Raw genomic sequence first — 26,642 nt, 5'->3', positions numbered from 1 at the left:
AACAGGGAGTAGACATGAGCACGAATGCTACCGCGGGGACGGATATGTCCCCCGGGCGGGCTTTTGCCGCCGCCGTTGTCTCCCAGGGCACGAAGGCATCCGTGGAGTTCTCCACGACGATCACGGACTCCTTCCCGGGCTTCAAGCGCCGCCCCCGCATCGCGGTCCGCGGCCTCTTCAAGGTCGTGAAGACAGAGCAGCAGCAGGTCAACTACTGGTACGAGACCCGTCCCCAGACCGAAATCACCGAGCACGTCATCGACGCGCAGCTGCGGCAGGAGGCCACGTTCGAGTTCCACTCGGACAAGACGCAGCTGAAGCCGACCACGGCATGGGTGCAGATCAACCCTGCCCTGCTGGATGAGCCGGAGGCGCTCGCGACGTTCATTGACTACCGGCTCCTCGTGCGGCTGTGCACGGCGGAGAACCAGGCGCTCGCGCGGGGCCCCGGTGGCGAGCGCGTGCGCGGCCTGCTGGAGACCCCGGGCATCACCCGCCTGGCGGCGCAAGAGACGCCGGTGGCCTCGCTCCTGGCGGCGTGCGATCGCGTGGAGCAGGTGGGCGGCTCGGCCGACGGCATCCTGATGAATCCGGCGGACTACTACCGCTACTTCGTCGGGCAGGGCAGCCTGCTCAAGGACCTCGCGGACATGGGCGTGCGCATCGCCCGCGCGCGCATGGTCAACCCGGGCACCATCATCGTCGGTGACTACACCGCCGCCGCGACCATCTTCGACAGCGGACGCTCCGTCATCCACTTCGCCGAGCCGCCCAAGGGCATCTTCCCCCGCGAGGGTCTCGCCGTGTGCGGGGAGATCTACGAGGCGCTCGTGGTCCACCTGCCCACGCACTTCTACGTGGCTGCACTCACCTGACAGCAAATCCGAGCGGGGCGCGCGTGTCTCAATCCAACCTGAAGGTCCTCTACATCACCGGGTGGTGCCGCAACGGCAGCACGATCATCGGAAACGTGCTCAACGAGGTGAAGGGATTCTTTCACACCGGCGAGCTCAGCTTCCTCTGGAAGAATGCCTACGGCAACGGCTCCAACACCTTCTGTGGCTGCGGTGAGGCACTGACCCGCTGCGGCATCTGGTCGAAGGTGCTCGAGGAGGAGACCCCTCCCGGCCAGACTCCCGCGTCCCATGCTCGGCAGGTCGTGAAGCGCCAGACGCGGGCCGTTCGGACCCGGCACACCTGGAGCATCCTCCGGGATGGGACTCGCGCGGAGGATGTTCGCGAGTACGCCGCCACGCTGACCCGGACCTATCACGCGATCGCGAAGGCGACCGGCAGCCACACCCTCGTGGATAGCGGAAAGCTTCCATCCGAGGCAGCGCTCCTGCCGCACGTGGATGGGATTACGCCCTACTTCCTCTACCTCGTGAGGGACCCGCGCGCCGCCGCGCACTCCTGGACGAAGACGAAGCAGTACGTCGTCCCGATGTCCGCGTTCCGCAGCACCGCCTACTGGGTTGGATTCAACCTGGCCTCCGAGGCCATCATCCGGCGCTACCCCGACCGCTCGTTCTTCCTCCGGTACGAGGACTTCATCGCCACTCCAGCCAACGTGGTGCAGGCCCTGCTCGAGCTCGTCGGAGCGGGAGACTCGACCAATCCGGTGAAGGGACGGACCGTCAACCTGGGGAAGAATCACACTGTCACTGGCAATCCGGATCGCTTCCGCAGTGGGCCGACGCTCCTACGCCCGGAGGATGACGGGTGGAAGAAGGAGCTCTCCACACGCGCGAGGAACATCACCCAAGCCCTGTCGTGGCCGCTGATGGCCCGCTACGGCTACTTCCAGCCTCCGAGCACCCAGACGCATCAGGGCACGGGCTCCAAGACTTCGACGAACGACACCCGGGAGGACGTCCGTGGAACTGGGACTGGCAGGTAAGGTCGCGCTCGTCGCGGGAGGCTCGAGCGGGCTGGGATTGGCCGTCGCCGAGGAGCTGGCGAAGGAAGGTGCCCATGTCGCCATTGGCTCGCGCGATCCGGAGAAGCTCTCCCGAGCTGAGCGTCGGCTGAAGGAGCTCGCCCGCGGCCAGGTGCATGCAACCGCCGTGGACTTGAAGAACCCCGATGCCGTCCACCGCTGGGTGGAAGACATTGCCGGCCGCATGGGGGCCCTCCATATTGCTGTGACAAACAGCGGCGGGCCGCCTCCGGGCCCGGCGACGAAGTTTGGCATTGCCGCCTACAGGGACGCCGTCGACTCGGTGCTCCTGCCGCCCATCAGTCTGGCCCTGGCCGCCCTCCCCTACATGAAATCAGCCCGGTGGGGGCGTCTGCTCTTCATCACGTCCGAGACGGTCGTCCGGCCCGTGGCCCGGTTCGCGCTTTCGGGCTTCTCCCGGCTCGGCATCGTCGGGTTCTCATCCGCGCTCGTTCAGGAACTCGGGGACTGCGGTGTCACCGTCAACGTGCTCGCCCCCGGCTACACCCGCACTCCCCCGGTCGAGCGCACCGCCGGAGCAGAGGGAGACGTAGACGCCGGGCTGCGCGCCATGGCGGCCCACATCCCGCTGCGCCGAGTGGGATTGCCGGAAGAGTTCGCCGCCGCCGCCGCCTTCCTCGCCAGTGAGCGGGCCTCGTTCATCACGGGGACGGTGCAGCTCGTTGATGGCGGAGCGAGTGTCATCGGATGAGCGCGTCCTCCATCGTGGTCAAGATTGGCGGCGCCGCGGGGGTCGATCTCGAGAACGTCTGCAATGACGTCGCGGAACTCGTCCGTCAAGGCGAGCGCGTCGTCGTGGTGAATGGCGGCTCGGACGCCGGAAAGCGCCTGCTGAAGCTCCATTCCATCGAGCGCCCCGAAGTGACGACCCCCTCGGGCAACGTGGTGCGACTCACGAACACGGTCACCCTGCGCATCCTGATGATGGCGTGGGTGGGCGAGGTGAACAAACGCATCGTCCTGGCGCTCGGAGAGCGAGGCCTCTCCGCGGTGGGGCTCTGCGGCGCGGACGGGCGGGTGCTCGTCGCGAAGCGGCGGCCTCCGCTGAAGCTCAATGACGGAGGGCGCATCCGGATCGACCGGGAGCACCTCGCCGGTGAAATCCAATCAGTGAACACGCGGCTCCTGGGGACGCTCTTGGACCAGGGCCACGTACCCGTCCTCTGCCCTCCCGCGGTCACGGAGGACAGCGTCCTGGTGAACGTCGACGCGGACCAGGTCGCCGCATCCATCGCCACCTCGCTCGGTGCCCGCTCGTTCGTGATGCTGTCGAATGTGCCGGGGCTGCTCGAGAACCCGAATGATCCGTTGACGCTCGTGCGGCACAGCGACGACGTGGAGGGATGCATGCAGCTCGCCGCCGGACGCATGCGGTACAAACTGGATGCCGCGCGCAAGGCGCTCCAGGGCGGAGTCCCCGCCGTCTACGTGAGCTCCTCCCGAGTGCCCCGACCGGTGTTCGTCGCCCTCACCGAGGAGTCCGGCACGAAGTTCACCCTCCCCCCGAAGCAGAAGGACACGACGCATGCGGGCACGTGAGAAGACGATCGACTTCCTCAAGTGGATGGTGGAGCAGTACAGCCCCAGCCACCACGAGCACGCGTTCTCCCGCTCGCTGGCCGAGCACCTGGAGCGCCGCGGCTGGCGCGCGCACACCGACGAGGTGGGCAACACGGTCGCGAGCATGGGCGAGGGCGACACGTGCATCGCGCTGCTCGGCCACATCGACACCGTGCCTGGCGAGGTGCCGGTGCGCATCGAGGACGGCCGTCTCTTCGGCCGCGGAACCGTGGACGCCAAGGGGGCGATCGGTGCCTTCATCGAGGCCGTCGAGCTGCTCGAGGAGCGCGAGCGAACCGGGAAGAAGTTCCTGCTGCTCGGGTGCGTGGAGGAGGAGGTCGCCATCACTCGCGGCGCGTTCCACGTGCGCGAGCGCTACCGTCCAGACTTCGTCATCAACGGAGAGCCGAGCGGGGCCCATGCCATCACCATCGGCTACAAGGGACTGGTCCGGGCCGAGCTCGAGTACCGCGCGAGCCAACGCCACACAGCGAGCCGCGACTACCGCGCCGCCGCCGAGCACGTCGTTGAAGCCTGGAACGCGCTCCGAGGCCACTGTGACGCGTGGAACCGCGAGCGTCCGCTCTTCGAGCAGGACCTCCCCTCGCTGACCTCATTCCAGACGGGCTCGACGGATACCGAGGAGTGGGCCCGGGCCAGCGTGAACGTTCGCACCGGGCCGCACAGTGATGGAGACCAACTGCTGGCGCTCCTGGGCAGCGTTCCCGGTGTGAGCGTGAAGGCCATTTCGAACAAGAAGGCGGTCAGCACGGATGGGAACGACGAACTCTCGCGCACGTTCAAGAAGGCCATCCGAGAGCGAGGCGCTCGGCCGACACTGCGGCTGAAGACGGGGACGTCCGATTGGAACACCGTGGCGGCGGCGTGGCAGGTGCCCACCCTCGCCTACGGCCCGGGCGATTCCTCCCTGGACCACACGCCCCACGAGCACATCGACCTTACCGAGTACGAGGAGGGTGTCTCAATACTCGCGCGGGTGCTCGCCCTGCTGCCCTCGAAATCTGGATAGGAACCCCCTCGAGAAGTGAAGGGGCCGTCCGAGAGGTGCGCGTCGAGCTCGGTCATCACGTGCGTCCAATCCATGGTGACTTTGTCCTGCACGTCGCCTCATCAATTCATCTGGAAGACCTGAATGCGATCGCTCGGGCGAGAGCTTCGATTCTCATGGATTCATGATTCATCAAGGGCTTCGTCCCATCCAATGAACCCCTCGGTCCAATGGTCCTTGTTGAGCTCGTACCAAGAGATGTGAAACCCCTCCGGGTGATCTCGGAAGCCTGGCTGTTGGCTCAGACGGGAAACAGCCGCCTGTGCATCTGCCTCGGTTACGTACACGCCAATGAGCTTGACATCCTCCTCTCCGTTTGGAGCTGCATGCACATGCTGAAGGACATACACGTGTGTCATGGGACGCCCTCATGGGTTCTCGAATGCGCGGTCTCCCCATTTCTGTACCTGGCCCGTCATGGCCACCGCCGTGGGAGCCAGGGTAATGGTGATGGCGCCCCCAGCGGAAACTGCCACTGCACTCACCTGTCCTATCTCCGAAAGTGTGAGGTGCAGTTATGAGGCCCCCAGTGCCGCCGCCTCCGAGACGCTGGGCAGCATCGCCAGCCTTGAGGCCAGCCATGCCGAGCCCCCGATCATTCCGTGGCTCACCACCACCGTCACCGCGAGGACGAAAACGCGGGCCACCTCCGGCCCAACCCGGTTCGCGAAGCGCCTGCTGGCGCGCTCCAACTCCTCCCAGGTCGTGGCCCGGTCGGTGGCCCACTTTAACTCCCGGCTTGCGTCCCCCAACTCCAGGAACGTCTCTACTCCCAGGTAGATGTCCGGGTCGTTGCTGGGGTAGGAGGCGCGCACCAACCAGCCTTGCTGGGGTGGACGAAGAGTGAGGGGAACCTCCAGCACCAGTTGCGTCAGCGCTTCCTCATCCACATTCACGGGCTTGTTCGAGGGAGGCCGGTGCTCCAGAGACTCCCCCTGGCCCGTGTCGAGGCGCACTACACGCTGGGAGGCACACGCATTGAGCAGCACCAACAGCACGACCGCAGCGGTCAGACGAGATGCCATGAGACGCCCTCCAGAGCGAGGAGGGTATCGCTGAGCTTGTTGATTGAGATACCGCTTCAACAGCGCAGGTAGGCACGCGTCAACTCCACCTCCGCCGCCAGTGGGGCCCCCCTCCAGATGTTCGTCCAGTCCGAGCGGAGTGACGCGGCGGATGCGTGTCTCGTAGGTGTACGAGTCACTCCGTGCCTCCACCTCGAACAGCCGCCGGGCGGCTTCCTGGGGCCGAGTGGAGGGCCCGAGAAGCGGTAGCACACCCGGCGAGGACCACCAGCAGCGCCGCGGTCCAGCCCCGCATCATGGGAATTCCCCCTGTGGAGAACGTTCTCTCGGTGCTGTTCGAAAAGCCTGGCTTATGGGCACCCGGCGGAATGTCCTGGGAAGCGAAGCGGCGTGGGTCGGTGTTCCAACCCCAGGGGTGTGGGAGGCCAGCCTTAGATCCGGCTCTAGGACGCGGCTGCCCGCCCGCCAGGTGTCCGAGTTCACATCGGCTCACCTATCTTCTTGCAGTGGGGCGAAGGTCCCGCTATGAGAGGGCCCACTTTTTGGCCAGGTAGCTCACCTGGTTAGAGCGGCGGTCTCATAATCCGCAGGTAGTCGGTTCAAGTCCGACCCTGGCCAAGGCCCCGGAGTCACTTTCACGAGTGATTCCGGGGTTTTCTTTTGCCCTGAGCCTTCGGGCGGGTTCAGGGCAGTTCCCGGGCTACCCCAGAGGCAACCGCTCCAGGCTTGAACCGGCGCCGGGTTACACCACTGGACGCCGCCGGGCACGGGACAGGTGCTCCTCGCCGCTTTCCGCGAAGCGCCGCGCCAGCTCGTCCTGTCCCTCCGCACCATGCTCCAGCAGGTACGCCAGCTCCGAGGGCAGCAGCGCCTCGACGGTGACGAGCCTCACTTCCCCATACGGTGTGGAGAAGTGACTCGGCAGCGTGCGTGACTCCACGCCCAACAGAACGGCCACCCTGCCCTCTGCGGTGACAAGAGACTTGGGCAGGCCAACACCCTGTCTCCGGGTTCACTCGGTGACGGGGCTTCTTCCCGCCCTCTGTCGGGCGTGTGACTTCCCTGGACGATTTCTCCCCCGACAGGTCTGGAACCGGTGGACTCTGGCTCGGGGTGTGGGGTCACCCCGCCTATGGCATCCATTGCCGACCTCATCGAGCAACACCGCGCGTTCCTGCTCCAGCGCTACCTCGAAGAGGCCAGCAGGCTCCCGTCCGCTCGCGACGTCCGGCCTCAGGACGTCCTCGACAACCTCCCCGAGTATCTCGACACGTTGATCGCCCTCTCCCGGGGGCAGCACAAGGACCCCGACCCTATCCGGCGGCGAATGGAGGAGACCCATCTCGGCCTACGCCTCCGGCTGGGCTACACCCGGGAAGACGTGACGGCCGAGTTCATCCTCCTCGGCCAGCTCCTCTCGCAGCTCTGGGAGTCTCTCCCTCCCGACCAGCAGCCGACCCCCGAGGACACCCAGCGCCTCTTCGACGAGCTCCAGGCCGCCATGGAGCACACCGCCTACCTCTTCGGCGTCAAATCCAAACCCCGCCACCCCACCCTCCCCAGCCTCGAGGTCCGGCACCTCAATGAGGAGCGCCTGCGCCTCGCCGTCGAGGCCACCCACCTGGGGACGTGGGAGCTGGATCCCCTCACGGGCGAACTGCACTGGGACGAGCGCTGCAAGGCCCTCTTCGATCTGCCCCCGGATGCCCCCATCGATTACGACACCTTCCTCACCCGGGTGCACCCCGAGGACCGTGAGCGCGTGCAGCGCCTGGTGCAGCAGTCCCTGGAGCCGGCCAGCGGCGGCACCTTCCGGGACGATTTCCGCGCCGTGAACCCGCAAGACGGGAGCGAGCGCTGGTTGGCCTCCACCGGCCGCGTCTTCTTCGATGCGAACGGCCGGGCGGTGCGCTTCCTCGGCACGGTGCTCGACATCACCGACCGGGTGCGTGAGCGCGAGGCCATCAGGCGCGAGAAGAACCGGGCCGCCACCATCCTGGAGAGCATCTCCGAGGCCTTCGAGGCTTTCGACCGGGAGTGGCGCTTCATCTACGTCAACAGCGAGGCCGAGCGCATCCTGGGACAGCCACGCGAGGCGCTGCTGGGCCGCAATCATTGGGAGCTCTACCCCGCCAGTCTAGGCACGCCCGTCGAGCACAACTTCCGTCGTGTGGCCGCCGAGCGCGTCCCCCTCTCCTTCGAGAACCACTACATCCCGTGGGATCGCTGGTTCGAGCTCCACGTCTACCCCACCGAGGAAGGGATCGCCGTCTACTTCCACGACATCACCGAGCGCAAACGCCACGATGAGGAGCGCGATCGGCTCCTGCGCGAGCAGACCCACCTGCGCGAGCTGACCCAGAAGGTGCTACGCGAGCAACAGCGCACCCTCGAGGCCCTGGAGCACGGCGAGGCGTTCTTCATGCTCGACAAGGACTTCCGCTTCATCCTGGTGAACGAGAACCAGGAGCGCCTCTCCCAGACGCGCCGCGAGGACACGCTCGGCCGCGTCTTCTGGGACGTCTTCCCTACGACCGCCACGCCCACGTCCCGGTATTGGACCGAGTATCACCGCGTGGTGGAGCAGAAGGTGCCGGTGCAGTTCGAGGAGTACTACGCCCCGCTGGATCTCTGGACGAGCGTGAGCGCCTTCCCCACCACCGAAGGTGGGTTGGCCGTCTTCTTCCGGGACAGCACCGAGCACAGGCGCGCCGAGCAGTTCCGCGATCGACTGGTGGGGATCGTCAGCCATGATCTGCGCAACCCGCTCCACAGCATCTCCCTGGCCGCCGAGCTGCTCCTGCGCCGGGAGGACGTCCCTGAGCCCGTGCTCGCTGGCGTGCGGCGCATCGCCCGAAGCGCGGATCGCATGTCGCGGATGATCACCGACCTGCTCGACTTCACCCGCGCACGCATGGGCAGTGGCCTCCCCCTGCAACGCCGACCCGGCGAGCTGGTGGAGTTGGTGCGTGCCACGCTTGAAGAGTTCGAGGTGACGCATCCCGGTCGTATTGTCCTCTCCCCAGGGCGAGGCCCGTACACCGGGGAGTGGGATCCGGACCGGCTCGCCCAGGTTGTCTCCAACCTGGTGGGCAATGCGCTCCAGCACGGGGCAGAGAACCTCCCGGTGGAGATCTCCCTGCGCGAAGAGAACGAGACGTTCGTGCTCTCAGTGAGGAACCAGGGTCCTCCCATCCCCGAGGAGTTGCTGCCCCATATCTTCGACCCTTTCCGCCGCGCCGCGAGCAGCTCGCGCCAGGGGCTGGGACTGGGGCTCTACATCGTCCAGCAGATCGTCCTGGCCCACGGCGGCTCCATCACCGTGGACTCCAACGCGGCCTCGGGAACCACCTTCACCGTGCGACTGCCCCGCGGTCCCACCTCGCGGTGAACCGGAGACACTCCCTCGGCGGCAACGGTGGTTTTTTTGACGGCTCGCTCGCCTGCCCCCCTAATGCCCCCACAGGCCAGTAGTGGCCTGTAGCAGCCCCGAGGAGGATGTTCCGATGCAGGATGCCAGCGCCAGCCCGATGAGCTCCGAGGCCACTCCGGCCTCAGCCGACTCGAACGGTTCCGACGCCTCCGAGTCCGTGGTCTCCACCCACGTTCTCGTACCGATCGAGCAAGTCCACAAGCTGCGCGAGCTCGCCCGCCGCACCCGCATCCACCAGAGCGAGTACCTCCGCGAAGCCGTGGAAGATCTGCTCGCCAAGTACGGCCGTCCGACCACCGGAGGTACTCCGTGAGAACCGCCATGCCCGTGCAGGGACGCAATCAGGCGCTGTCCCGCGAGAAGGCTCCACCTCCCGCGGATCCCCGTGGGTTCGGCACCCGCGGCACCACCGAGCGTCCCGCGTCCATCCGCGACGCCATCATCCGCTGGCTCAACGAGGAGCTGTGAGGGGCCTGGGCCCGCGCTCAAGCGCGAAGCCCGTCACCCCTCCACCGCGTCCCTCTCCCGCTTGCGAGGGGGACCTCAGGCCGATGGCAGCGAGGCCTGCTGCTCCTTGTCCAGCTTGCCGGCGATGTCCTTGAAGGACAGGTGCCCCAGCGACATCAGCACCACGCCGAAGCCGATCTGCTGCACCGTCTGGCACAGCCACAACACGTTCGCGTACGCCAGACCGCTCCCGTTCACCACCGAGGCCGGGACGAACAGCGACAGGCCCACCTTCACCGCCGCCTGGAACGTGCCCACCATGCCGGGAGCCGCGGGAATCATCACGCCCACCACCAGCACGGACATCACCACGTAGGCCTGGAAGAGCGACAGGTTCAGGTTGAACGCCCGCGACAGCAGCGCCATCCCCGCGCCATTCAGCCCCCAGTACACGGCCGTGTAGACGAAGAAGCCCACCATCTGGCGCCGATCCGGCAGCTGCCGCATCGCTCCCACGAAGGTGTCCACGACGTCCGCCATCTTCTCCGCGATGCCCGGCGCCACCCGGCCCACCGTGGAGCGAACCAAATGCACCGCGCGCGCCTGGTGCCACAGTGCAAACAGCAGGAAGATGAGCCCGCCGCCGAACACCGCGAACATCAGGTTCGCGCCCAGCTTCACGTAGCGGACCTCGGGAACCTCCGCCGGCACGAAGAAGAGCAGCAGCCGCATCAGCACCGCGATCGACATGCCGTCCGTGATGCGCTCGAGTACCACCGACGTCATCGCCGCGCTCCGGCGGATGGAGCTGCGCTGGGCAATCAGCAGAGGCCGCGCGAACTCGCCCAACCGGAACGGCAGCACCAGCAGCATCATGAAGCCGATGCCCGAGGCCTCGTTCAGCTTGCGGAAGGGCACCCGCTCCATTCCTGACAGCAGGCAGCCCCACCGCAGCGTCCTCGCGATGTGGATGAGCGTCAGGATGACGAAGTACGGCACCACCCAGAGGTAGTTGGCGGACTTCAAGCTCGACACCTGGGACTGCCAGTCCGTGTCCCGGAAGGCCCACCAGGTAAAGACGAGGGTGACGAGCAGGCTGGCGATCAGCTTGACGGCGCGGTTCACCGCGCCCGTATATCGTCACCTTCCCCCGGACTCCAAGGGTTCTCCCGCCAGCAAACGGGCCGGCGACGTGGCCATCAGGCGGGTGAAGGCCTGCTCGCCCACCCTGCTCCGCAGCTCCGTCAGCGCCTTCCCCACCCACTCCCGTGCCCCCACCGGCCCGTGCAGGTCCGTGGCCCCGAGGGCGTACAACCCGTCCTCCAGGAAGGCCCTCGCCAGCTTCTTCGCCGTCCCCCCATACCGCCCCGTCAGCGCGCCCACATCCAACTGCAGCAGCGCCCCGGCGCGCACCGCCTCCGCCGCTCGGCCCGGACGCTCGAACTCCATGCAGCGCTCCGGGTGCGCCAGCACCGGCGTCACCCCCTTGAGGCGGATGCGGAAGAGGATGTCCGTCAGCGCGGGCATCGGAGATTTGTAGGGCAGCTCCACCAGTACGTACTTCCCCGCGCCCAGCAGCCGCGCCTCCGGCGTGCCCAGGCCTCGGAGGAAGGCCTCGTCCAGGAAGTTCTCCGCGTTCGTCCCCAGCGCCAGCTTCACCCCCGCGCGGGCCAGCGCCTCGCGGAGCTCCGCCAGCTTCGCCTCCACCGTCTCCCGCGAGTACGAGGGGTACTCGGGCCGCGCATGCGGACTGGGCGCCACCGTGGTGAAGCCCACATCCACCAGCGCCCGCGCCATCTCCAGCGCGTCCTCCAACGTGCGCGCCCCGTCATCCACCCCGGGCACCAGGTGGCAGTGCAGATCGCACAGCCCGCTCATGCGTCTCCGCCGCGCTCGGGGTGTTGATCGGCGGGGAGCTCGTCCTCCTGCTCATCCGCCTGCCGATCCGGCACCCGGTACTCCTCTCCCAGCCAACGCCCCAGGTCCACCATGCGGCAGCGCTTGGAGCAGAACGGAAACGCCGGGTTCTCGGCACGCGGGGCGACCGGCTTCCGGCAGATGGAACACTCTCGGACAGTCGTGGACACGCCGTACTCATAAGCCTTGATCCCCGCTCGGGCCAGCGCGTTTACAGTCCCCGCGTGCTCGGCACCCCTGGTGCTTGCCATCTCTGACAACATCACCCTCTTCAGCTACTTCTCCCTCGTCACGCACCTCGTCGTCCGAGGTCCCTTGTGACGCAACCCCAGAGGTGCCCTTCATGCAGGTCCTCCGCATCACCCGCCCCGGCGGTCCCGAGGTGCTCGACTTCGAGGAGCGTCCCGCTCCCACTCCCGGTCCCTCGGAGCTCCTCGTGCGCGTCCGCGCCACCGCCCTCAACCGCGCCGATCTCCTTCAAATCCGCGGTGCCTACCCCGCGCCTCCGGGCGTCCCCGCTGATGTCCCCGGCCTCGAGTATGCCGGTGAGGTGATCGCCACGGGCTCGCTCGTGCGCCGGTTCAAGGTGGGCGACCGGGTGATGGGACTGGTGGGCGGCGGAGCCTTCTCCGAGCAGCTCATCACCCACGAGCGCGAGGCCCTCCCCGCCCCGGAGAACCTGGACCCCACCCAGGCCGCGGCGCTCCCCGAGGCGTACCTCACCGCCTTCGACGCGCTCGTGCTCCAGGGCGGGCTGCGCATGGGCGAGTCCGTGCTCATCCACGCCGTCGCCAGTGGCGTGGGCTCCGCGGGCGCGCAGCTGTGCCGTGCCATGGGGGCCCGGGTCATCGGGACAGGGCGGAACGCGGAGAAGCTCTCCCGTGCCCCCGCCTGGGGCGTGGAGAAGACAGTGCTGTGTGACAGCTCGCCCCCGCGCTTCGCGGACGCCGTGCGCGAGGCTACCGGAGGACGCGGAGTGGATCTCGCGTTGGATCTCGTGGGCGGGGACTACCTGCCGGAGACGCTCCTGGCCATGGCGCCCCAGGGACGGGTGTTGCTCGTGGGCCTCGTGGCCGGCCGGCAGGCCACCTCGGACCTGAACGTCATCCTCACCCGCCGGCTACGCATCACCGGCACCGTGCTGCGCAGCCGGCCTCCCGAGGAGAAGATGGCCCTCACCCAGGCCGCGGAGAAGAGTCTCCTCCCCCTCTTCCAGGCCGGGACACTCACGCCCGTCGTCGATGCCGTGTACCCCATGCGCGAGGCCCGCGAAGCGCTCGAGCGAATGGCTCGGAACGAGACCGTGGGCAAGCTCGTCCTGCGCTGGGAGTGAGGGCCGGAGGTACTGGGGGACCCCCCTGGAGCCCCGCCGAGACGCCGGTGGTATCGTCCCGGCTACTTCATGGCTTCTCCTCCTCCCGCGGCCGTGGCCTTCGCCGGCCGGATGCTGCGCATCCTCCTGGTCATCGGTTTCATCCTCGAAGTCGGAGCGGCGCTGGAGACCTACGCCCAGGCCAACACCGTCGAGCGGTTCAGCAATGAGATGCAAGCCCAGGGCGTGATCATGGGCTCCGCGAATGGCATCCACCACCTGCCAGCCGGTACGCGGGTCTTCATCTGGACGTGCATCGCCGTTGCCCTCCTCGTCTGGCGAATGCTGCGAGGAGGACTGTCGGAGCTCCCCGGGGCTCAGCAGGAGGAGGAAGTCTGGCTCCGGTTGCTCCACCGCACCTGGTTTGGGACGACGCTGATCGTCATCCCCACCGAGGCGCTCTTCATCGGCTTCAACCTGTTGGTCCAGCCCGGATTGACGGTGCTCGGCTTGAAGCTGGAGTTCTGGTTGTGCGTGGGACTGGCGGCGACCTTCTTCCTCTCCGTCGTCCTGTTGGAGCAGGAGAAGCCCGCTCCCGCCCCCGCTGCGCTGCCGGAGCCGTCACCCCAGCGAGAACCCGCGGCCGCTCCGCTCCAGGCCCAGGCACCTGCTCCCGAGGCCGTCCCCTCCGCGTCGCCCGGCTCCAACGCCTATCGCGGCACCTGCGCGGTGTGCACCCAGTCTGTACAAGGCCCGCGCTGCTCCTCCTGCGGAGCGGCCGTCATCGCCGGTGGCTTCCGTGTGGTCGGCCTCCTGGCCCAGAGCGCCCATGCGCGCACCTATCTGGCGCACGCGCCGAATGGAACGAAGGCGGTCCTCAAGGAGATGAGCTTCGCCCTCGCACCGGATGAATCCTCGGTGCAGGCCTTCGAGCGGGAAGGCGCGCTCCTCCAGCAGCTCCAACACTCACGGCTGCCTCGCTTCATCGCCAGCTTCACCGAGGGCAGCGGCGCCGGTGCTCGCTTCTACCTGGCCTATGTCTACGTGGAGGGGCTGTCCCTCGCGCAGGAGCTTCAGCGGCACCGCTACTCGGAGGCCGAGGCCATCGAGCTGACGCGCTCGGTGCTCCGTATCCTCGTCTACCTGCACGCGCTGTCTCCGCCGATCATCCACCGCGACATCAAACCGGCCAACCTGCTGCGGCAGTCCAACGGCGCCATCGTGCTGGTGGACTTCGGTGCGGCGAGGGATCTCTCCCGCACCACGCAGCAGGCGACGATGGTGGGAACGTTCGGCTACATGCCGCGCGAGCAGCTCGGGGGACAGGTGGACGCGACGAGCGATCTGTACGCGCTCGGGACCACGGTGCTCCACCTGCTCACCCGCAAGGCGCCCTGGGAGATGCTGGACGAGACGGGACAGCTCGTCTTCCCCCGCCAGCTCAACGTCTCACCGGACTTCCGCCGCCTCCTCCAGCGGCTCACCGCCGCGCGTCGCAAGGATCGATTCCCCTCGGCACGCGAGGCCCTGCGGGCCCTGGATGCACCGCCACGTGGCACCCAGCTTCGTCGTTGGGCCGTGGCCGCGGCCGGAGTGCTCTTGCTCTCCGCCGGAGGGGCCGTGGTGTATGTGCGCTCCCGTGGAGAGTCCCTCCCGGCCAGGGCCAGCGAGCCTCGCGCGGCAACCGCCTCTCCCCCCCCACGCGCACCGCCCGCTCCGAGAGCTCCGACCCCGAAGCCTCCGCCCCCCACGTCAGCGGCGGTCTCCATCGTGCTCGCCCGCTTCGACGGAGGAGAGGTCACCGAGGAGGAGTTGCGCGAGCGCACGGCCCGCCTGCCTCCCCGTCTGCGCGGGCGCGACAGCTCCACGCTTCGTCAATGGCGCGTCCGCACGCTCGTCACGGAGAAGCTCCTGGAGCAGGAGGCGGCACGCGTCGTGACGGACCCGTCCGCGTGGAGCCTGCTTCCAGACGCCGTCCAGCGCCGCCTGCGCGTCCGGGCGCTGTTGGATGCCCAGGTGCCTGCGGACACGGAGCCGGACCTCCTCCCCCAGGTGCGGATGAGCGCGATCTCCGAGCTCGGAAACAAGCTGTACCGCTCGGCCCACGTGGAGCTCGACCTGGAGCGGCTCAAGGAGGTGGAGCTCTCCTCCGTGGCGATCCATTGGCAAGCCTGGGAGCTGCAAGCGGCCCGAGAGGCGCTGCGCGAGCCCGAAAGACGGCTGCGCTTCCAACACGGCGATCCCACCGCCGAGCCCTGTTCCGGACGCGTCACTCCCTCCGCCGCCGCGTACGACGCCCGCTGCGGCTGCGAGGCCCTCCCCGATCAGCTCCTCGAGGAGGACGTGCTCTACTTCGACCTGTACCTGAGTGAGGAAGGCCCCAACGTGCTCTTCACCCACAACTTCACGGGGACGGCCTGTCGGGAACTCTTCCTGACCAATGGCTCACCCGCGAATGTGGAGCAGAAGCTGGCGCAGCAGACGGGGTTCCGCGTGGAGCTGAACCCGCGTGTGCTCCACGCACCAACGGGGTCTCGTCCGGAGGACCTCCAGCGCATCCTCAGAGCCATGAGCCCGCGGCTCGGAGAGTGCGTCCACGCACGCTCGGTCGAGTCCCACTTCGAGGGGAACCTCGGCCTGGAATGGGTCCTGGAGGATGGACTGGTCCGTGACCTCAAGCTCACAGACGAGGGCTCCGGTCACGAAGGAAGCCTGAAGGGCACCCCGGTGGAAGACTGCCTGCGCCAGCTTCTGGACTCGTGGCGCATGGTTGGATTCGCGGATGAAGGGGTCTCCGTCGACTTCGAGGTGACAGCCACGCGCGAAGCCGTGGACGTGCAAATCGCAGAGTGAGGAAAGGGAGACGGCGGCTACGCGCGGCGCTGCGAGAGCCCCTCCAGCGCTTCCTGTGCAACCGCAGAGGGCTGCGCGGGTAAGCCGTCGGCAGCAAGAGCCCCCACCGCCGGCTCGTCCAGGACGCGCTCTGGAACCTGCGCGAGCGCATCTCGGAGCACCTCCATCCCCGCTCCGGGTCGGCAAGCCCGCTCGCTCAGCACCCGCCGCCAACCGCGAGCGCCCGGCTGTCCAGCGAAGAGCCCCAGGATGTGCCGGGTGAGCCGCGACAGGTGCACGCCGCGCGACAGCAGGTCCTCGGCGTACGGCAGCAGGGCCTCCACCACCTGGCGCCGCGTGGGCGCGGGGTGCTCCTCGCCGAACACCTGGGCGTCCGCCAGGGCGAGCATGTACGGGTTCTGGTACGCCTCGCGGCCAATCATGACGCCGTCCGCCCACTCCAGGTGCGCGCGCGTCTCCGCCAGCGACTTCACGCCGCCGTTCAGCACGATCGTCAGGTGCGGGAAGTCCGTCTTCAGCTGCCGTACGACCTCGTAGCGCAGCGGAGGAATCTCGCGGTTCTCCTTGGGGCTGAGCCCCTGCAGCCACGCCTTGCGCGCATGCACGATGAAGGTGTCACAGCCCGCACCGTGGATCGTCCGCACGAAGTTCGTCAGCAACTCATACGAGTCGAGATCGTCGATGCCGAGCCGGTGCTTGACCGTGACGGGCAGGCGTGTGGCACCGCGCATCGCCTCGACACAGCGGGCCACGAGATCCGGCTTCGCCATCAGGCACGCGCCGAACATACCGTTCTGCACGCGGTCCGACGGGCAACCCACGTTCAGGTTCACCTCGTCGTAGCCCCACTGCTCCGCGATGCGAGCGCACTCGGCGAGCTGCTCCGGCTCACTCCCCCCGAGCTGCAACGCGACGGGGTGCTCCTCCTTGGAGAAGTCCAGGTGCCGAGCCTTGTCCCCGTGCAAGATGGCGCCAATGGTGACCATCTCCGTATAGAGCCGCGTGCGCTTGGAGATGAGGCGCAGGAAGTAGCGGTCGTGCCGGTCCGTCCAGTCCATCATGGGCGCGACGGACAGACGGTGGCTCGGCACGGTGGACGCGGTGGCGGTAGGCAGGCGGGCAATCATCTGAGGCATCCATGCCGGGGATTGGTCATCCGTGCAAGCAGGCGTGAGCCGTTCCAGGCACCACTCCCAGGGCATCCGTTCAGGAACGCGGCTTCCCACCCACCCCCATCCTGCCGTCCTCGACCGCTCGCTGGGTCGTCAGGCCCATGAGCGTCCGAGTCCCCTGTCTCCGCTCTATTCTCTCAGGCGGGAACGAGCTCCACAGGCAGCACCGCGGGCCCGTGGATGGTGTACCCGGGGAGCCACTGAACCTCTGGCGAGCGGAGCCGGATGCTGCTGACGCGCGAGACGAGCGCCTCCAGGGCCATCCGCGCCTCCATCCGCGCCAGCTGCGCGCCCAGGCAGAAGTGGATGCCATACCCGAAGGTCAGGTGCTGGTTCCCCTTCTCTCGGCCCGGAAGGAAGCGGTCCGGCTGCTCGAACACCCGCTCATCCCGATTCGCGGACCCCACGAGGCCCAGCACGAAGCTCCCCGCCGGGATCTTCGTCCCCGATAGCTCCACGTCCTGCGTGGCGATGCGGAAGTTGAGCTGGATGGGTGACTCGTACCGCAGCACCTCTTCGATGAAGCGGGGAATGTGTGCCTTGTCCTCCCTCGCCTGCGCCAGGTGCTCGGGGTACCGGGCCAGGTAGATGATCGCGTTGCCGATCAATTGCGACGTCGTCTCCATCCCCGCGGGCAGCAACAGGAAGAGGAAGGACAGAATCTCCTCATCCGTCAGGTTCCGCCCGTCCACCTCCGCCCGAAGCAGATCACTCACCATGTCCTCTCCTGGCTGGCGTCGGCGTGCCTCGATGACCGCTGTCAGGTAAGCCTTCATCTCCTTCACCACGAACCGGATCTCCTCGTGCTGCTCGGGCGTCGTGGCGGAGGTGATCAGGCCCATGGCCAGCGACCACCGCTTGAAGTTCGAGAAGGTGCTCGGATCCAACCCGAGCAGGTACCCGATAACGTTGCGCGGCAGGATGAACGTGAAGGCATCCACCAGCTCCACTTCACGCCTCCGTACAGCCGCCTCGGCGAGTTCCTCGCTCACCTTCCGGACCTGCGCCTCCAGCCGGGCCATCCCCGTGGGGCCAAAGGCTCGGTTGACCAGCGCTCGCAGCCGGGCGTGGTTCGGTGGATCCTTCGAGATCAACGCCTGGGCCACCGGGTTCGGTCCGAGCCAGGACGGCTCCGCGGTGATCGCGAGTGCCTCGGATGAGAAGCGCTGGGGATCCTTCAGGATGGCAGCGGCATCCTCATAGCGGGCCGCAGCGTAGGCCCCAAAGGGTTCCACCCGGCAGAGCCCGGGCTCGCTCCTCATCTTCGCGAACACGGTATGGGGGTCCGCCAGCACCGCCGGGTCGAACAGGTTGTACGTCCTCAAGGTTTCCTCCATTGTTGGAGGCTCGACGGTAGAGCACCGCTCCGACAGGACCCAAACCGTGGAGGTTAGCGGGCGTCCGAGCAGAGGCTCGGCTCCTTTTGTGACATGGGTGGGAGTAGGGGGGCGCTTACCCTCACCCCGTCCCTCTCCCAGAGGGAGAGGGGGTGGGTGGATTGTCCGGACGAAGAGGATCGTTGCTTAGCGCGCACGTCCCCTTATCCTCCGCCGCCACCATGTCTGCCGCCTTCGACCCCAGCGCCGCCGCGGCCCCCGGCTCCGGCATCTTCGGCCTCCCCCACTCCCCCGACGAGGCCCACGTCGTCCTCATCCCCGTCCCCTTCGAGGCCACCACCAGCTACGGCGGTGGCACCTCCGAAGGCCCCTCCGCCGTCCTCGAGGCCAGCCGCCAGGTCGACCTCTTCGACGTCGAGACCGGTCGCCCCTATGAGCGCGGCATCGCCATGCTCCCCGAGCCCGAGCAGTGGCGCGCCTGGAACACCCGCGCCAAGGAGCGCGCGACTCCCATCATCGAGGCCGGCGGGATTGATCCCTCCAACCCCGAGCTCCGCGCCGCCTCCGCCGAGGTCAACCAGCTCTGCGAGCAGCTCCACGACGCCGTCTACCGCACCGCCAAGGAGTGGCTCGACAAGGGCAAGCGCGTCGGAGCCATCGGCGGTGACCACTCCATCTCCTTCGGCATCATCCGCGCCCATGCCGAGAAGTATCCCGGCCTCGGCGTCCTTCACCTCGATGCCCACGCGGACCTGCGCAACGCCTACGAGGGCTTCACCTGGTCCCACGCCTCCATCATGTACAACGTCGCCGAGCGCATCCCGGGCGTGAAGTCGCTCGTCCAGGTCGCCATCCGCGACATGAGCGAGGACGAGCACCGCTACATCGAGTCCTCCAACGGCCGCGTCCGCGCCTTCTTCGACTCGGACATCAATCACAAGCGCTTCGACGGCATCCCCTGGAACCGGCAGGTGGATGAGATCGTCAAGGGCCTGCCCCAGCACGTCTATCTGTCCTTTGACATCGATGGGTTGGATCCCGTGCTCTGCCCTCACACCGGCACGCCTGTGCCCGGTGGGTTGTCCTTCCCCGAGGCCATCGCGCTTATCTCCGGCGTCGTTCGCTCCGGCCGCACCATCGTCGGGTTTGATCTCACCGAGGTCGCCCCGGATCCGGATGGCGGCGAGTGGGATGGGAACGTGGGCGCTCGGATGCTCTACAAGATGATCGGCTGGATGCTGAAGTCCGAGCAGCGCAAGTAGCAACCCGGGGCTGGGAGACCCTCACCCCAGCCCTCTCCCAGAGGGAGAGGGGGTTCAGCTTCGAGGGAGGACGACGCTGAACGTCGTGCCCTGCCCCCTCTTCGACTCCACCGAGAGCCCGCCGCCATGCAGCCGCGCCAGCTCCGATGCGATGTAGAGCCCCAGCCCTCCTCCTGCCCCTCCCGCTCGGAAGGGCTCGAAGATGTGCTGCAGCTCCTCGTCCGAGATGCCCGGTCCCTCATCCTTGACCCTCAACGTCACCATCGAGGGTGTGGACTTCAGCTCCACCCGGACCTCGCCTCCGTGCCGCCCCGCCTGGCTCAACAGCGCGTCCACCACCCGGTGCATCCGCTCCGGATCGAACCGCAGCTCCAACGGCCCCGTCGGCAGCTCCTCCTTCCACCCCACCTCGGGCAGCCGCTGCTTCCACGCGTCCAGCGACTGGCGCAGGTGCGCCCCCAGGTCCGCCACCACGGGCCGCAGCGTCATCGTCCGCGCCGTCAGGTGGGCCGCTTCTTGGAGCTCCCTCGTCAGGCTCTCCAGCGTCTTCAGCTGGGCCCCGAGCGTCTCCAGCGCTCCTCTGTCCACCTTCCCCTCCGTGCGCAGCCGCTCCACCTCGCCGCGCGCCGTCGACAGGGGCCCTTCGAAGCCCTTCGCCACCCAGTCCCCCAGCGCCTCCACCGCCGACGCCCCCTCCAGCGACTTCGGCCGCGGCGCCGCTGCCAGCGCATCGCGGATCAACGCCTCGAAGTCTGTGATTTCGAAGGGCTTGTGCAGGAAGGCGTGGGCTTCTGGCGCACCATGTGGGAGCACCGCGCTCAACAGGATGATGGGTATGCCGCCGAGGAGCTCGTCCTTGCGCAGCTTGCGGCACAGCTCCAGCCCGCTCAGGCGCGGCATCATGTGGTCCGTGACCACCAGGTTCGGCCGGCGCGCCCGCGCGAGATTCCACGCTTCTTCGCCGTCTCGCGCTTGGATGACATCGTGGCCCAGGTCCTCGACGACCTGGCTCAACACTTCGAGCACCGCGGGCTCATCGTCCGCGACGAGGACGAGACTCATGGGCCTATTCCATTCAACCAGGGCGTGTACGTCCAGTGTAGTTGTTGGGAATGCCTTGCAGGCTGCGGGGTTCCCGACACTCAGTGCGTCACGCATCCGACATTGCACTCATGCAGAGGGAGGATTTGACGTGAAGACTCAGGCAACCCGGTGGGGACTGCTGCTCGCAGTCGTACTGGCGTTCACCGGAAGCACCAGCGCCCGAGCCGACCTGGCCCGGCGACGCAACGAAATCGTGGAAGTGGTGCAGAAGGTCTCCCCCGCCGTCGTCTTCATCGGCACCGAGCAGGAGGAGGAGTCACCCTTCCGTGGCCGCCGCTCCATCATGGAGGAGTTCTTCGGCGCGCCCCCGCAGGTGCAGCGCAAGCAAGGTCTGGGCAGCGGCGTCATCGTCGACCCCAACGGCATCATCATCACCAATGACCACGTCATCCGTGGCGCCTCCGCCATCCACATCATCCTGGCCGACGGACGAGAGCTGGAGGCCGAGGTCATCGGTAGCGACGCCAACAACGATCTGGCAGTGCTCAAGGTGAACTCCAAGCAGCCGCTGCCCGCGGCGAAGCTGGGCACCACCTCGGACCTGATGATCGGCGAGACGGTGATCGCCATCGGCAGCCCGCTGGGGCTGAGCAAGACGGTGACGGCGGGCGTCGTGAGCGCCACCGGCCGCACCCTCAAGACGGATGGGAAGACCTACAACGACTTCATCCAGACGGACGCGGCCATCAACCCGGGCAACTCGGGCGGACCGCTGCTCAACGTGGACGGCGACGTCATCGGCATCAACACCGCCATCATCGCCAGCGCCCAGGGCATCGGCTTCGCCATCCCCGCGGACAAGGTGCGCCGCATCATGGATGAGCTCACCCGCTTCGGAAAGGTGCGCCCGGTCTGGGTGGGCCTCGAGGTGCAGGAGCTGTCTCCGCGGCTCGCCCGACAGTTGGGGTGGGATCGCACCTACGGTGTCGTCGTCAGCGACGTGGAGCCGGGCAGCCCCGCCGAGCAGGCAGGTGTGCGCCGGGGCGACGTGCTGGCCGAGATGGGCGGCTCGCGCATCTCCGACGCCGAGGACTACCTCACCCGTGCTGGCGGCTATCCCGCCCGCGCCGCCTTCCCGCTCGTCATCTTCCGCGACGGCGGACAGCGCACCATCCAGGTGACGCCCGTCGAGTTCCCGCCCCAGCTCGTGGAGGCGCTCGTGTGGAACCGGTTGGGACTGAGGGTGAAGCCAGCGCGCGGCGCCATGGCCGTCCAGTCGGTGCGCCCTGGCTCGGCGGCGGACGAGGTGGGACTGCAGCCCGGAGACCTGGTCGTCCGAGTCAACAACCGGCCCGTGGCCGAGCCGGCGTCCTTCCAGGAGGTGGTGCTCTCCGCTCGCGGCTCCCGGAGCGTCCTGCTGCTCGTGCGGCGTGGGCGCTACGGGTACCACGTCACCCTGCCTTTCTGAGTCGGGGGGGCCCCTAGCGGTCCTCGGGCCGGGGCCTCTAGCATGGGGCTCCAATGAGTCAGGTTCGTTACCATCCGCTCGGGCCTCTCCTGGCAGGCGAGGGCTCTCGGGCCTTCCTCGGGCTGGCGCTCGAGGCCAGTGCCCCGCCTCGTCCCGTCGTCCTGGTGTGGGCGCTTCCCGAGGTCGCACGGGACACGGAGCTGTGCGCTCAGCTCGAGCGCGAGACGCGGCGAGCCTCCGCGCTCGAGCACCCCAACATCCTCCGCGTCCACGGCATGGTGAACCTGGAGGCTGGCCTGGCCCGCGTCACCGAGTTCGCCGATGGCGAGTCGCTGCGCCGGGTGCTGGAGGTGCGCCCGCGCATTCCCTCCGCCTTCGCCGCGCTGATCGTCTCGGACGTGGCCATGGGCGTGCACTACGCGCACCTGGCTGGCAATGACGACGGCACCCCGCTCGTCCACGGAGACCTGCGCCCCGAGACGGTGATGGTCTCCTTCAGCGGCGTCTGCAAGGTGACGGGTTACGGGGCCCTGAACGTCGCCCCGCGCGAGCGCCACGGCCGCCGCGTGCGCAACCGCCGCAACTACACCGCCCCGGAGCAGCTCATGGGCGGGCGCGAGGCCATCACCTCTCGCACCGACGTGTTCCTCTTGGGCCTCCTGCTGCATGAGTGCCTCTCGGGGCGCATGCCCTTCCAGGACTCGCCGGACGCCGATCAGGCCGTCATCCACCGGCAGCTCCCGCCCCTGCCCGCCGACACCCCGCGCCCCCTCGCTGAGGTGGTGCGCCGCGCCACCTCCAAACTCGCCAACGAGCGCTACGCCACCGCCCTCGAGTTCCGTGAGGCCGTGGTGGCCGCCGTCGAGGGGCTCCCCTCCGCCGAGACCTTCTCCGAGTTCCTCTCCCAGCTCTTCCCTGCGGATCGCGATGCGCGCGCCACCCGGCGCCAGATGTTGGAGATCGGCCTGGTGGACGTGGCTCGCCGCGCCTCGCTCACGGGAATGCCAGCTGTGCAGCCCCCCCCCGTGGCCACGCCCCCGCCGCCCCCCACGTCCCAGCGGCCCTCCGGCAGCAGCCGCCCCCTCACTCCGCTCGCGGCCATCGACACCGTCGAGCTAGATGAGGCCTTCCATGATGTGCCCTTCGAGGAGGATGACGCGGACGCCGTCGACTCCGTCTTGGAGATCACCGGCCGCCATGCCCGTCCCGGTGTGGCCCGTCCCCTGCCGCCTCGTGAGGAGCCCCGCGCGCAGCCGCTGAGCGAAGAGCCTCGAACGCCCCCTCTGGCCCAGGAGCAACTCCCGTCGTCCACTCGCGGGCCTGCCCCCAAGGAGCGCGAGGAGGAGGATGACACGCCTCGGAAACCGAAGCGGCGCTCGCGTGTCCCGCTCCTCGTCGGAGCGCTGGCCACCGCAGCTGCCGCCGGTGGCTTCTTCCTGTGGTCCGAGCGCCAGCAAGCCCAGGAAAAGCCTGCGGCCCCGAAGGTGGCCTCCGTCAGGCCCGCCTCGCCCAAGACGCCTTCTGCAGAAGTCCCCAGCCCGGCGAAGGCAGAAGAGCTCGCTCCCGCCGCGCCTGAAGTGGCTGGAGACGCTGGCACTCCCGCCGTGGTCGTCGCGGGTGGACCGTCTCCCTCTACGCCGGAAGGCACTGCGGTGCCCGCCTCGGGTACGGCCCCCGCCACCCCTGCCGATTCCTCGAGTCCGGAGACGCCTGAAGCGCCCAGCGCGCCTCAAGCCCCGGTGACCACCCGGCTCCAGCTCTTCGTGCTGCCACCCGTGGAGGTATCGCTCGATGGCAAGCGGCTCGGCCGTACGCCGCTGGCGGTGCCGCTCGCGCCCGGCCCGTACACGTTGGAGCTGACAAACCCGACCAAGGGTGTGCGAACCACTCGGGCCATCACCGTCCTCGACAAGGGCACCACGAAGCAGCGCATCCTCCTGCGCAAGGGCACCGTGCAGGTGCGCGCTCCGGCGGGCTCCCGCATCTTCCTCAACGGACGCAAGGCGGGGCCGAAGCTCTCGCTCTACGAGGGAGAGCACCAGCTCGTCGTCACCTCCGGGAAGGAGCGCTGGGAGAAGTCCTTCACGCTGGAGCCTCGTCAGCGGGTCACGTTCGACGTGGCGTACGAGGAGCCGTGAAGAAGCTGTGCAACAGAGGGGGGAAGAGGATGCGAACAAGAATCACCATGCTGTTCCTGGGGGTGCTGCTGGCGACGACGTCTGCACGGGCCCAGGAGGCCCAGGCGCTCGCGACGGAGCCCCAGATGGAGCCCGCCGCGCCCCGGATGAACCGTCTCCAGGACGTGGGCGACATCGACGCGCGCGTCATGCTCAACGCGGACATCGTGCTGGCCTTCGTCGACCTGGGCGTGGGCCTCGACGTGGGCGTGCTGCGGCTGGGCCCCGGCGTGCTCGCGCTCGGCGGTGAGTTCGAGGCCGGTGCCTGTGTCTCCCCCTGCATCGCGCTCAACCTGGCCACCGGCTGGAGCTTCAGCCACCTGTTCTACTCGCCCCATGCCCGCGCCACCTACCACCTCCTCCCGAGCCAATCGTCCGGCATGGAGAAGGTGGACCTGTACGGGCTGGTGCTCGCGGGCCTCACTATCACCACCACCCGCGTGACCGGCGCCGGCTCCGGCTCCAGCACGGACTTCGATTACGCGGGCAGCGACGTGGGCCCCTCGCTGGGCCTGGGTGTCGGCGGCAAGTACTTCTTCCAGGACAACTTCTTCCTCGGCGCCGAGGGCCGCCTGCGCTATTCGGCCGGCGAGTACACCTACACCCTCCGGTCAGGTGACGTGACCCTCTCCGACTCCCAGTCCACCTGGAGCCTGAGCGGCTTCAACGTGCAGTTCTTCGTCGGCCTGCGTCTCTAAGGGCCACCGCGAAGGGCCGCCGCGGACTCCCGCCGGCTCATACGCTCTTGCGGCGCCGGATCATCGCCTCGTACGAGCGGCCCACGCTCTGCGAGAGGATGAGCAGCTCGCCCACGTCGGGCGGAGTGAGCTGGCCGGGGCCGTTGTCCACGTACAGCAGGTGCACCAGCTTCCCGCGCACCAGCAGCGGGAGGATGACGGCCGTCGTCGGATAATCCCCGCCCAGCAGCTTGTAGAAGAAGCCCGACGCCGCGTCCTTGCGCACAGGCCCCACGTAGTGTGAGCGCGTGTCTCGCACCAACCGGAAGGTGCTCGGCGCCGCCAGGCCGATGCCGATGCGCTTCACCGCGGCCTCGCGCACCCCCTGCCCCATGCCGCGCCAGCCCGTCACGATGTTTCCCTGCACGCTCAACAGCAGGCTGCGCTTCCACTTGCCCAGCGCGTAGCGCAGCACCGTGGTGGCCACCTGCTCGCGATCCGAGCTGCGCGACAGCTCGGCCTGGGCCTCGGAGAACGTGAGCGGAGTGGGCCGCGGCTCCGCTGCCACCGGCACTTGAGGGCGCGGCTGCGGACGGGCCTGAGGGCGGGGTCGCGCAGGCGCCACGGGCACCACGGGGGGTGGAGCAACGGGCGCGATACGCGGAGCCACCACCGGAGGCACAACGGGCTCCGGCGGAGGAGCGACGACCGGCTCTTCCTCCTCTTCCACGAGCTGAGCCTCGGGCAGGTTCTGCTCCTCGGCGACCTCAGGGGGCGGAGCCACCGGCTCCATCGGCTCCACTGGAACTTCGGGCGTATATCCCTCGACGATGGGAGCGGGCAGCTCCTCCTCCGCCACCATCTCCACGAGATCCAGCACGGGCTCTTCACCCAGGGCCGTGCCCCCGCCCTTGAGCGCCTGCGCGTAGAGCGACTGGAACTCCTCCTCGCTGATCAGATCCTCCGTCTGCGAGGCCGCCTTCAACCGCTCCTGCTCGGCGCGCGTGGGCCGCACGGCGTTCATGTCGATGGCGCGCATCGCCCGGAACGCCTTGCAGTAACGCCGCTGGAGCTGGTTCATCCGGAACTCGGGGATGACCACCGGCACGACGCGCTTGCCCGTCTTGAAGGCCAACGCGTCCAACGTCTCAATGTCGCGGGGATTGATGACCGCCACGCTGATGCGCGTGGCGTCCACGCGCATGGGCATGTAGTCCTTCTCGTCCGCATGGCCGAGGTCCACCAGCTCCAGCGCGCGCGGGTCCGGCGTCATCTCGCCGGAGGCGGACGCCACGTTGTGCTGCTTGCCCAGCACCCGCGCCAGGTCCTGCTCGGAGATCAGCCCCAGCTCGACGAGGTTCGTCCCGAGCCGGCCGCCATGGACGACCTGCGATTCGAGCGCCTCCTCTAGCGCCTCGGGAGTAATGAGCTTTTCCTGAAGGAGCAGTTCGCCCAGGCGCATGACGGCTTCGGCTTGTAGCCGCCCCGCGCCGCCTTTCGCAAGGCGCGCCTGCGGCCTCGGGTTACTCAGTCCTCTGGGTGGTGGCTAAGCGCTACCCGGTTCCCCTCTGGGTCACGGACATACACCGTCCACTTCGTCTCGTGCTCCAGCGCAACCCCCGCCCGCGCGAAGGCCTCGACCACCCGAGCTCGCTCGGCCTTGGCAATGCGGAAGGCCAGCAGGAAGAGGCCTGGCCGCTCGTTCCGAAAGGGACCTGGCTCGGGCTCGCCTGCTACCTCTTCGAGCGCGAGGAAGCCCCCGCCCGGAACCTCTACCCATACGCTGCGGAGCGAGCCGTCCGCCCGATAGTGTCTTTTGAGCTCGGATAAGCCCAGCACCTCTCTGTAGAAAGCGGTGACCTTCTCTACGTCCCGAACCTGGATGGCTAAATGGTGGAAGCCCTGAACGTCCATGAGCGGAATGGTATG

The 26,642-nt window shown here is 68.1% G+C and carries 25 protein-coding genes and 1 tRNA gene; 15 read left to right on the top strand and 11 right to left on the bottom strand.

Features of this window, described 5'->3' with window-relative positions:
* Positions 1-14 precede the first annotated feature (14 nt).
* From F0U60_RS22425 to F0U60_RS22405, 5 genes are read left to right on the top strand one after another with little or no spacing between them, the layout of a single operon-like run.
* Positions 15-875 carry a family 3 encapsulin nanocompartment shell protein gene (locus tag F0U60_RS22425; RefSeq protein ID WP_395823108.1) on the top strand — a complete coding sequence of 287 codons (861 nt, stop codon included), beginning with the start codon at positions 15-17 and terminating at the stop codon, positions 873-875.
* Between the two features lie 23 nt (positions 876-898).
* Positions 899-1,900 (top strand): sulfotransferase, encoded by a 1,002-nt coding sequence (locus tag F0U60_RS22420; protein ID WP_395823106.1) that lies wholly within the window; start codon positions 899-901, stop codon positions 1,898-1,900.
* Positions 1,878-2,651, top strand: a complete 774-nt coding sequence (locus F0U60_RS22415; protein ID WP_395823104.1) for an SDR family oxidoreductase — start codon at positions 1,878-1,880, stop codon at positions 2,649-2,651. Before F0U60_RS22420 ends, F0U60_RS22415 begins: the two co-directional genes overlap by 23 nt.
* Positions 2,648-3,499: a [LysW]-aminoadipate kinase gene (locus tag F0U60_RS22410; RefSeq protein WP_395823102.1), complete on the top strand. Its 852-nt coding sequence runs from the start codon at positions 2,648-2,650 to the stop codon at positions 3,497-3,499. Before F0U60_RS22415 ends, F0U60_RS22410 begins: the two co-directional genes overlap by 4 nt.
* The gene (locus F0U60_RS22405; protein ID WP_395823100.1) at positions 3,486-4,550 is read left to right on the top strand and encodes a M20/M25/M40 family metallo-hydrolase; all 1,065 of its coding nucleotides are present in this window, start codon (positions 3,486-3,488) and stop codon (positions 4,548-4,550) included. The genes F0U60_RS22410 and F0U60_RS22405 overlap by 14 nt, the downstream gene beginning before the upstream one ends.
* A gap of 161 nt (positions 4,551-4,711) precedes the next feature.
* Here the strand turns inward: F0U60_RS22405 and F0U60_RS22400 are convergent, their stop codons facing one another.
* Both F0U60_RS22400 and F0U60_RS22395 read right to left on the bottom strand, forming a co-directional pair.
* Entirely contained in the window at positions 4,712-4,948 is a 237-nt protein-coding gene (locus tag F0U60_RS22400) for a hypothetical protein (RefSeq protein WP_395823098.1), read from the bottom strand.
* A gap of 156 nt (positions 4,949-5,104) precedes the next feature.
* Complete coding sequence (locus F0U60_RS22395; protein WP_395823096.1) at positions 5,105-5,614, bottom strand: hypothetical protein; 510 nt, start codon at positions 5,612-5,614, stop codon at positions 5,105-5,107.
* Between the two features lie 544 nt (positions 5,615-6,158).
* Here F0U60_RS22395 and F0U60_RS22390 point away from each other — a divergent pair.
* Positions 6,159-6,232: transfer RNA gene (locus F0U60_RS22390), tRNA-Ile, on the top strand.
* Between the two features lie 124 nt (positions 6,233-6,356).
* Here the strand turns inward: F0U60_RS22390 and F0U60_RS22385 are convergent.
* Positions 6,357-6,572, bottom strand: coding sequence for a hypothetical protein (locus F0U60_RS22385; protein WP_395823094.1), 216 nt, complete (start codon positions 6,570-6,572; stop codon positions 6,357-6,359).
* 174 nt (positions 6,573-6,746) lie between these two features.
* On the opposite strand from F0U60_RS22385, the gene F0U60_RS22380 reads away from it, so the two are divergent.
* The 3 genes from F0U60_RS22380 (at position 6,747) to F0U60_RS22370 (ending at position 9,515) form a co-directional block, all read left to right on the top strand.
* Positions 6,747-9,005, top strand: coding sequence for a PAS domain-containing protein (locus F0U60_RS22380; RefSeq protein WP_395823092.1), 2,259 nt, complete (start codon positions 6,747-6,749; stop codon positions 9,003-9,005).
* A 115-nt stretch (positions 9,006-9,120) separates the two neighbouring features.
* Positions 9,121-9,360 carry a ribbon-helix-helix domain-containing protein gene (locus F0U60_RS22375; RefSeq protein WP_395823090.1) on the top strand — a complete coding sequence of 80 codons (240 nt, stop codon included), beginning with the start codon at positions 9,121-9,123 and terminating at the stop codon, positions 9,358-9,360.
* A complete protein-coding gene (locus tag F0U60_RS22370; RefSeq protein WP_395823088.1) occupies positions 9,357-9,515 on the top strand; it encodes a hypothetical protein in 159 nt (52 codons plus the stop codon). The genes F0U60_RS22375 and F0U60_RS22370 overlap by 4 nt, the downstream gene beginning before the upstream one ends.
* Positions 9,516-9,590: 75 nt before the next feature.
* Here the strand turns inward: F0U60_RS22370 and F0U60_RS22365 are convergent, their stop codons facing one another.
* From F0U60_RS22365 to F0U60_RS22355, 3 genes are read right to left on the bottom strand one after another with little or no spacing between them, the layout of a single operon-like run.
* Positions 9,591-10,619, bottom strand: coding sequence for a lysylphosphatidylglycerol synthase transmembrane domain-containing protein (locus F0U60_RS22365; RefSeq protein WP_395823086.1), 1,029 nt, complete (start codon positions 10,617-10,619; stop codon positions 9,591-9,593).
* Between the two features lie 15 nt (positions 10,620-10,634).
* The gene (locus F0U60_RS22360; protein WP_395823084.1) at positions 10,635-11,372 is read right to left on the bottom strand and encodes a tyrosine-protein phosphatase; all 738 of its coding nucleotides are present in this window, start codon (positions 11,370-11,372) and stop codon (positions 10,635-10,637) included.
* The gene (locus tag F0U60_RS22355; RefSeq protein ID WP_257457323.1) at positions 11,369-11,581 is read right to left on the bottom strand and encodes a DNA gyrase inhibitor YacG; all 213 of its coding nucleotides are present in this window, start codon (positions 11,579-11,581) and stop codon (positions 11,369-11,371) included. Before F0U60_RS22355 ends, F0U60_RS22360 begins: the two co-directional genes overlap by 4 nt.
* A 173-nt stretch (positions 11,582-11,754) precedes the next feature.
* Here F0U60_RS22355 and F0U60_RS22350 point away from each other — a divergent pair, with 173 nt between their 5' ends.
* Both F0U60_RS22350 and F0U60_RS22345 read left to right on the top strand, forming a co-directional pair.
* The gene (locus F0U60_RS22350) at positions 11,755-12,744 is read left to right on the top strand and encodes an NAD(P)H-quinone oxidoreductase (protein ID WP_395823082.1); all 990 of its coding nucleotides are present in this window, start codon (positions 11,755-11,757) and stop codon (positions 12,742-12,744) included.
* A 69-nt stretch (positions 12,745-12,813) separates the two neighbouring features.
* Positions 12,814-15,576 (top strand): serine/threonine protein kinase, encoded by a 2,763-nt coding sequence (locus F0U60_RS22345; RefSeq protein WP_395823080.1) that lies wholly within the window; start codon positions 12,814-12,816, stop codon positions 15,574-15,576.
* Positions 15,577-15,593: 17 nt separating this feature from the next.
* On the opposite strand, the gene dusA is transcribed toward F0U60_RS22345, so the two are convergent.
* Complete coding sequence (gene dusA / locus F0U60_RS22340) at positions 15,594-16,703, bottom strand: tRNA dihydrouridine(20/20a) synthase DusA (protein WP_395823078.1); 1,110 nt, start codon at positions 16,701-16,703, stop codon at positions 15,594-15,596.
* A gap of 182 nt (positions 16,704-16,885) precedes the next feature.
* Positions 16,886-18,073, bottom strand: a complete 1,188-nt coding sequence (locus F0U60_RS22335) for a cytochrome P450 (protein WP_395823076.1) — start codon at positions 18,071-18,073, stop codon at positions 16,886-16,888.
* Between the two features lie 233 nt (positions 18,074-18,306).
* On the opposite strand from F0U60_RS22335, the gene F0U60_RS22330 reads away from it, so the two are divergent.
* The gene (locus F0U60_RS22330) at positions 18,307-19,347 is read left to right on the top strand and encodes an agmatinase family protein (RefSeq protein WP_395823074.1); all 1,041 of its coding nucleotides are present in this window, start codon (positions 18,307-18,309) and stop codon (positions 19,345-19,347) included.
* A gap of 54 nt (positions 19,348-19,401) precedes the next feature.
* On the opposite strand, the gene F0U60_RS22325 is transcribed toward F0U60_RS22330, so the two are convergent.
* On the bottom strand, positions 19,402-20,409 hold the full coding sequence (locus F0U60_RS22325; protein WP_395823072.1) for an ATP-binding protein: 1,008 nt from the start codon (positions 20,407-20,409) through the stop codon (positions 19,402-19,404).
* 130 nt (positions 20,410-20,539) lie between these two features.
* Here F0U60_RS22325 and F0U60_RS22320 point away from each other — a divergent pair, with 130 nt between their 5' ends.
* The 3 genes from F0U60_RS22320 to F0U60_RS22310 are packed head-to-tail and all read left to right on the top strand — an operon-like array spanning position 20,540 to position 24,734.
* On the top strand, positions 20,540-21,859 hold the full coding sequence (locus F0U60_RS22320; RefSeq protein ID WP_395823070.1) for a trypsin-like peptidase domain-containing protein: 1,320 nt from the start codon (positions 20,540-20,542) through the stop codon (positions 21,857-21,859).
* A gap of 53 nt (positions 21,860-21,912) precedes the next feature.
* Entirely contained in the window at positions 21,913-23,997 is a 2,085-nt protein-coding gene (locus F0U60_RS22315) for a protein kinase (RefSeq protein ID WP_395823068.1), read from the top strand.
* A gap of 29 nt (positions 23,998-24,026) precedes the next feature.
* Complete coding sequence (locus F0U60_RS22310; RefSeq protein WP_395823066.1) at positions 24,027-24,734, top strand: hypothetical protein; 708 nt, start codon at positions 24,027-24,029, stop codon at positions 24,732-24,734.
* A gap of 37 nt (positions 24,735-24,771) precedes the next feature.
* Here the strand turns inward: F0U60_RS22310 and F0U60_RS22305 are convergent, their stop codons facing one another.
* Positions 24,772-26,175: a hypothetical protein gene (locus tag F0U60_RS22305; RefSeq protein ID WP_395823064.1), complete on the bottom strand. Its 1,404-nt coding sequence runs from the start codon at positions 26,173-26,175 to the stop codon at positions 24,772-24,774.
* Between the two features lie 65 nt (positions 26,176-26,240).
* Entirely contained in the window at positions 26,241-26,627 is a 387-nt protein-coding gene (locus F0U60_RS22300; protein ID WP_395823062.1) for a VOC family protein, read from the bottom strand.
* Positions 26,628-26,642: the final 15 nt, after the last annotated feature.

This window comes from Archangium minus (assembly GCF_044360475.1).
In the GTDB taxonomy this organism is placed as follows: Bacteria; Myxococcota; Myxococcia; order Myxococcales; family Myxococcaceae; genus Archangium; species Archangium minus.
This window is presented reverse-complemented; position numbering and strand designations above follow the sequence as displayed.